The 5,893-nt window shown below is 65.6% G+C and carries 6 protein-coding genes; 5 read left to right on the forward strand and 1 reads right to left on the reverse strand.

Features of this window, described 5'->3' with window-relative positions; genetic code table 11:
- The first annotated feature begins 532 nt into the window (after nucleotides 1–532).
- The 3 genes from KCH_RS41180 to KCH_RS11185 all read left to right on the forward strand — a co-directional run bounded on the left by KCH_RS41180 (nucleotide 533) and on the right by KCH_RS11185 (nucleotide 2,756).
- A complete protein-coding gene (locus KCH_RS41180) occupies nucleotides 533–685 on the forward strand; it encodes a hypothetical protein (protein WP_157031992.1) in 153 nt (50 codons plus the stop codon).
- Between the two features lie 80 nt (nucleotides 686–765).
- Nucleotides 766–1,989, forward strand: coding sequence for a JmjC domain-containing protein (locus tag KCH_RS11180; protein WP_035862104.1), 1,224 nt, complete (start codon nucleotides 766–768; stop codon nucleotides 1,987–1,989).
- Nucleotides 1,911–2,756, forward strand: coding sequence for an aldo/keto reductase (locus tag KCH_RS11185; protein ID WP_035862107.1), 846 nt, complete (start codon nucleotides 1,911–1,913; stop codon nucleotides 2,754–2,756). Before KCH_RS11180 ends, KCH_RS11185 begins: the two co-directional genes overlap by 79 nt.
- Here the strand turns inward: KCH_RS11185 and KCH_RS11190 are convergent.
- Complete coding sequence (locus tag KCH_RS11190; RefSeq protein WP_425268759.1) at nucleotides 2,751–3,584, reverse strand: aminoglycoside phosphotransferase; 834 nt, start codon at nucleotides 3,582–3,584, stop codon at nucleotides 2,751–2,753. The genes KCH_RS11185 and KCH_RS11190 overlap by 6 nt on opposite strands.
- Before the next feature lie 397 nt (nucleotides 3,585–3,981).
- Here KCH_RS11190 and KCH_RS11195 point away from each other — a divergent pair, with 397 nt between their 5' ends.
- Together KCH_RS11195 and KCH_RS11200 are read left to right on the forward strand one after the other, a co-directional pair.
- Nucleotides 3,982–5,451: a DUF3375 domain-containing protein gene (locus KCH_RS11195; RefSeq protein ID WP_035862111.1), complete on the forward strand. Its 1,470-nt coding sequence runs from the start codon at nucleotides 3,982–3,984 to the stop codon at nucleotides 5,449–5,451.
- Nucleotides 5,448–5,893: DUF4194 domain-containing protein (locus tag KCH_RS11200; protein WP_035862115.1), on the forward strand; the 446-nt coding region annotated here is incomplete at its 3' end. The genes KCH_RS11195 and KCH_RS11200, both read left to right, overlap by 4 nt.

The raw sequence follows: 5,893 nt of genomic DNA on the forward strand, positions 1-5,893 counted from the left end.
GAACGAACCATTCGAAGGCCCATCGAAGTGTCCCGGCCATCCGTCACCCCCGGATGAGCCCAGCGAGCGACCGCTAGGTCGATGGCTCCGGCTCGTCTGGACGCTCAACGTCCGCCCCACCCAGCCGCGACGTCCCACCACCTCGACGGGTGCGGTGAGCCACGAAGAGCAGATCGCAGACACGCTGGCGGGACGTCTGCTTTCGCAGGACCTCCAGCTTCCTCGACCCCACCATCTCGGTTCAGACCACGCCTGGCACCGCCTCAGAGTCTTCCTCTCAGGTCCGTCTCGCCGATGGTCGGATCCGGGAGGGTTCCAAGTAGCCAAGCGGAAGGGGGAAGTTCGAAGCCGGAAAGGCCCTCTATTCGGATCGGGCCCGCGGCTGCAAGCTGATGCGCCTGCACTCTCCGTACCTGAACCACGTCCCCAGCGAGCGAGTTCAGGGACCAGAGCACGCGGGAGAAAGCGCTTCTTCGAACCACCCGGCCGGCAACAGCCGCTCGGTGCCGTTCCACGACAAGGAGTGATCCACGTGAGCACCAACGACGACCTGCTGATCGGCGTCGAGAGCCTCATCACCGTGCAGGACCGGTTCTCGGCCGAGGCGGCCGAGTCCGACCCCACCGGCACGTCGGCGGGCGACGACGGCGGCAACCGCGACGGACTGAACCTGCCGCAGGAGTAGTCGGCACGTGCACCACGGGGCCCCGCGCGCCGTTGCGGGGCCCCGCTCCTCAGCCCTCAATTCAGTCGACGGAGGCACACATGGACCACCGGTTCGTGAACGCGATCGAGAAGGCCCTCGGATGGGACGGCCCCGCCGTCCTCGGAAGCCGGTTCGCCAGGGGCAACATCGCCGACCTGGACATGCTCGACCAGCTCCTGAACGCGAAGAAGCTGCTCGACCTGGTCATGCGCCGCAGCCTCAACGCTCCACAGTTCCGCATGTTCCAGAGCGGCTCAGAACTCCATCCCAGCCGATACATCCAGCCCTCGGTGACCAGGCGCGGGCAAGCCATCCCGATCGCCGACATGCGGCGCGTAGGTGAGCTCCTACGCTCCGGTGCGACCCTCGTCCTGGACGAAGTGGACTTCTTCGACCCAGCGATGGAAGCGACCTGCCGCGCCCTCCAGTGGTGGTGCCACGAACTCGTCCAGGTCAACGCCTACCTGACGACGCAGGACGCCTCCGGATTCAACCTGCATTGGGACGACCACGACGTGATCATCGTCCAGATCGCCGGGGAGAAGTCCTGGGAAGTGCGCGGAGCATCCAGGACCGCGCCCATGTATCGAGACGCGGCCCCGAACTCCGAGCCCAGCGAACAGAGTGTGTGGGCGGGCACGATGATGCCCGGGGATGTCATGCACATCCCGCGCGGATACTGGCACCAGGCCACTCGGAACGACTGCGGCGAGGGCTACAGCCTGCATGTGACGTTCGGCATCGTGAAGCGCACCGGCGTGAACTGGCTGACGTGGCTGGCCGACCAGTCCCGCACCCTCGAAGAGTTCCGCTTCGACCTCGACCGGTGGTCCAGTCCCGAGCAGTGGACGGCACAACAGGACCGGCTCGCAGAGGTCGTGGCCAAGAAGGCTGCCACGCTGACCCCCGAGGACTTCCTGGCCTTCCGCGAGCGCGAGCGCCCCAGCGCCCGCCACCTCCCCACAGTCGGCATCTTCGGCAAGCCCGAGGCGATCGTGTGTGTCACCGACTTCCCGCCGATCGTGAGGCCGACTGGCGACACCGTGGAAGTCATCGCCGTCGGCAAGAAGATCACGCTTGCCGTGAAGGTGTTGCCCGCGCTCCACCTCATGTTGAGCGGTCACCCGGTGAACCTCGCGCAGGCCGCTGCCGACACCGGAGTCGACACGGAACGCCTGGCCGAAATTCTTGTCGAGGAGGAACTGTGCACCGAGCTGACCCCGGAGTTGTCCTCGGCCTTTACCGGTCTGGTCACGACCGACAACTCCTCAAGGACGCGCTGAGCCTCGGCGTCCGAGCTATCGACACTGCCACCAATTACCTCAACTTCAGTTCGCACCGTGCGCTCGCGCGCCTGGCCGCCGACCTGCTACCGGAGTTCACGATCTCGACCAAGGTCGGGTTCCACCGCTCCGGCCACTCGCTGAACCCGGCCACGCTCTACGAGTCGGTGGAGGAGTCCGTCACCGACCTCGGGCGGGCCCCAGACGTCGTGCTCCTCCACAACCCGGAACACACCCTCGCCCGCCGCTCTCACAACGAAGGTCGCGAGATCCTGGCCGCAGCGTGCGAAGCTCTGGAGGCCTCCACGAAGGCGGGCCTCTGCAAGCGCTGGGGGTTCTCCATCTGGAACCCGCACCCGCTCCTGCCGCTCATAAACCCCAAGGCGCCGATCCCCAAAGTCCTGATGACTCGTGCCGGCCTGCTGGTAGATGCCGACACCCTCGCGGCCGTCGAGACGCTGTCGGCCGTTCTGGCCATCTCCCCCAGCGACCGCTGGGGCATGGCACCCTTCGGCGGCGACACCACCTTGGAGGTCTGGAGGGCCTTCAACGCCCGAACGTTCCTCACCGAAGGCGACGAGTGCACCACCGTGCAGGCGGCGTTCCGCGTGGCCTACGAGATCCCCAAGGTAGCCAGGATCGCCGTGGGCACCAGTTCCTCTTCCCACCTGCGAGCTCTCGTCGATGCCACAACACTGGGCGCCGACGCCTCCGTGGTCAGCCGGTACCGAGCACTGCTGAACGAACGTGCTGCAGCGCGTTCATGAGGACAGCTCGGTGATCAGTCGACCCGACGCCTCCTGAGCGGGCTCCGTGAACGGCATCGCCTTGCCGCTCCGTGCGTGCGCCCGCAGGACGTTCGCGCAGAACAGCAGCTGCGCCAGCTTCCCGGAACGGGACTGAAGGTCCTCCGCGAACTCCCGTTGGACGCGGCCGGCAACCTCGGGCACTCCCAGCGAGAAGCCCCAGAGCGTCGCCGCGTCCAACCCGCGCGGCCCCCGACCCCAGTCCTCCCAGTCCAACAGACACAGCTCAGGGGCAGTGACGTTGCCCCAGTGGAGGTCCCCGTGAGCGGTAGTCCACTCACCAACAGCGGTGTTCACCGCTTCGCCGAACACCTCGGCGATTCGGCGGCTCAAGTGGTCCTGCGACATACAAACGCGCTCTGTACTATGTCCGGCGAGCGCGCCGAGCGAGCTGGCCAGATCCTTCCACCACGCATCCGAAAGCCTCGGGTCGTCAGTGATGCTGCCCGAGAGACTGATAATTGGGGCGGTGATGAGCGTCATCTCCTCAGCCCGCCAGACCACACCGCGCTCGCGGTCGTTCCAGCGAAACGCCCGCATCAACTCCGGTTTCACCACACTCGTCAGCACCGACGCGCATTCGGTACCGGTCCAGGACTGCCCGTGCATCCGGTCCGTCGGCCGCCACTGCAACCGAAGCCATGTGCCCTGATCAGTACGAAAGCCGGCCGTCCCACCATGGTTGCCGTAGACACCCGACGACCGGTCCAGAGTGAGCTCGAGGGTTCGCTCCACCAGATCGAGCACGTCGTCATGCGGATGCTGTCGAAGGTCCGTCATCGAGCCCACGAGGTCTCCTCACAGAGCGAATTGGGACTACCACGGTACGACCAAAACCATGATCCCCATGCCAGCAGGCCCTCCAACGGGCGCGCGCTCGAATCACGCTGCGGTGTAGTCGAAGCACGCCTGGGCTGGCGGCATCGAAGTCTTGCTATCGGCAGCCAGCGCGGAGCGGGAGCGACCTGTCCGCGGTTGGCTTCGATCGCTGGCCGGCAACGGGAGTTGTGGTGAGCCAAGTTGGCATGCCTGACGGTTCCTCTCTCCTCGCATGGGCGCGATATTCATAGCAAAATTCGAAAATCTATTTGATTCCCGATTTGTCAGTGGCGACTTCTAGTGTGGGCATCGCCAGCCTGCTACACGGCGGCATGATGCTGCACTCGTTCGGTCCAGGGTGGGATGCGTGGAATTCGACGATGTCACAGGTCTTTTCGATCACCCGGCGTGGCGGCTGCTGCGTGCGGACAATGCGGCTCTGGTGCTGGCGTTCTGCGGCACGGTGTTCGTCGACGAGAACGCGCGAGGCGTCCCCGAGGGCGTCCTGATCTCCCGCTTGGACGATCAGCTGTATGACCTCAACGAGCGGCAGATGGGCTCGTTCCCACGGGCAGCTTCGGCCTATCTGACGGAGTGGACCAACAACGGGTGGCTGCGCAAGTACTACCCGCCGGGCGAGGACGAGCCACACTTCGATGCAACCAGCGCCGTGGAGAAGGCGGTTGCTTGGGTCCGGGCTCTGCCCGCGCGCTCGTTCATCGGTACAGAGTCCCGGCTGAGCACCATTATCGACCTGCTGCACCAGATGGCCTTCGGCACCGAGACGGATCCTCAGGCGCGGATCGACGAACTCTCCCGCGAAAGAGACCTGATCGACGCTCAGATTGAGCAACTCCGTACGGGTGAGGTCGAGGTGCTGTCGCAGTTTGCACTTCTGGACCGGTACCAGCAGGTGGAGAGCACGGCGACCGAGCTACTCCGGGACTTCCGGGAGGTCGAGGCGAACCTTCGGGAGCTGGACCGGCGCCTTCGGCAGGATGTGGCAACCGCCGAGGGCAGCAAGGGTGAGCTGCTGGCATCGTTTCTCATGGATCGCGAGATGATCGCCGAATCCGACCAGGGCCGGAGCTTCCAGGCGTTCTTCGACTATCTCCTCTCGCCTCGTCGCCAGGAGGAGCTACGGGAGCTCCTGGAGCAGGTGAACCAGTTGCCGCAGCTGGACGGCAAGATCAACAAGGGCCTTCTGAAGGTCCCACGCGCATGGCTCGAAGCCGCCGAGAGCACCCAGAACACGGTCCGGCAGCTCACCGAGCAGCTGCGCCGGTTCCTGGCGGACCGTGGGAGGGAGGAGGACCGCCGGGTTCTGGCTCTCGTGCGGTCGGTTCAGCGCCATGTCGCAGTGCTGGACGACCGGCGCGACCTTCCCGGCATGGCTCTGGAAGTGCCCCAGGTTGAGCTGGTCCTACCCATGGAGCGACGCCTGTACAAGCCCGTCGAGAGGGTGGAGCTGGACAGCACGGCCAGCGAAGCATTCGACGAGGCGGATGTGGACGTCTCCGAGCTGTTCGCCGGCGTCCATGTGGACGAGGAGGCGCTGGCAGCGCAGGTTCTGGCGGTACTCGGGGAAAGTCCGAGCGGTCAGGCGAGCCTTGCAGCGGTCGTTGACTGCCATCCCCTGGCTCTGGGCCTGGCCGAACTGCTGACGTACTTCCAGCTGGACCGGCCGGGCCTGGACGTCGTGATCAACCCGGAGCACGGCCACGACCTGGTGTACGAGCGAGTGGATACGCCAGGGCGCACCGTGGCCACGGTCCCGCAGGTGACGTTCGTTCTCAACGAGGGCGGCACGGCCGCCGGAGAGGTGGGGCAAGCGTGAGTGACGCGTTGTCTGTGCCCGTAGTGCATCTTCTGAAAGCAGGCGTGCTATATCAGAGCGACGCACCGGCGGTCTGGGAGGAAGTCACCGCGCACCAAACGGCCATCGGCGACTACCTTCGCGTGATCGGTCTGGACGTCGTGGTCGATCTGGCGGAGGGCTACGCCTACACCCGGCAACTCGATCCGGAGGCCCGCGACGACGGCGTCGTGGTACCGCGGCTGGTGACGCGCCACCGTCTGTCGTTCCCCGTAAGTCTGATGCTGGTGCTCCTGCGTGGGCGTCTCGCAGAGAGCGACGCGACTTCCGGTGATACCCGTCTGCTCCTGTCCCGCGACGATCTCGTCGAGATGGTCCGCGGTTTCCTGCCACCGCGCAGCAACGAGGCTCAGCTGGTCGACCAGATCGACAGCCACATCAAGAAGCTGTGCGATCTCAGAGG

The organism is Kitasatospora cheerisanensis KCTC 2395 (assembly GCF_000696185.1).
GTDB lineage: Bacteria > Actinomycetota > Actinomycetes > Streptomycetales > Streptomycetaceae > Kitasatospora > Kitasatospora cheerisanensis.